Origin of the sequence: Bartonella sp. AP58NXGY (assembly GCF_042195785.1) — a bacterium.
GTDB lineage: Bacteria > Pseudomonadota > Alphaproteobacteria > Rhizobiales > Rhizobiaceae > Bartonella.
The window spans coordinates 372-711 of sequence record NZ_JBHIOY010000252.1; the positions used below are offsets into that span (position 1 = coordinate 372).

The following is a 340-nucleotide window of genomic DNA, read 5'->3' on the forward strand; positions in this document are numbered from 1 at the left end:
GACTGTTAAAAATAACAGAAAGAATATTGTGACTTTTACAAAAAAGCGCGGGGGCATCTATGAGATTACTTATAACGGTATGTAATGCGTCCTTTTGTTAAATCATAAGGGGTCATTTCGACCATGATTTTATCACCGGCTAACACGCGAATGCGATTTTTTCGCATTCTTCCAGCGGTATGAGCAATAATTTCATGATCATTTTCGAGTTTTACACGAAACATCGCATTCGGCAAGAGTTCGGTAACGATACCCGAAAATTCTAAAACTTCTTCTTTTGACATAAACAATCATTTCCTTATATAAGGCTCATATTTTATGAATCTAGCGTTATTTTCCA

The 340-nt window shown here is 35.6% G+C and carries 1 protein-coding gene; it reads right to left on the bottom strand.

What is annotated here, in order from left to right:
• Positions 1–65: 65 nt before the first annotated feature.
• Positions 66–284, bottom strand: coding sequence for a translation initiation factor IF-1 (gene infA, locus ACFINC_RS10775; RefSeq protein WP_004857577.1), 219 nt, complete (start codon positions 282–284; stop codon positions 66–68).
• Between the last annotated feature and the right edge of the window lie 56 nt (positions 285–340).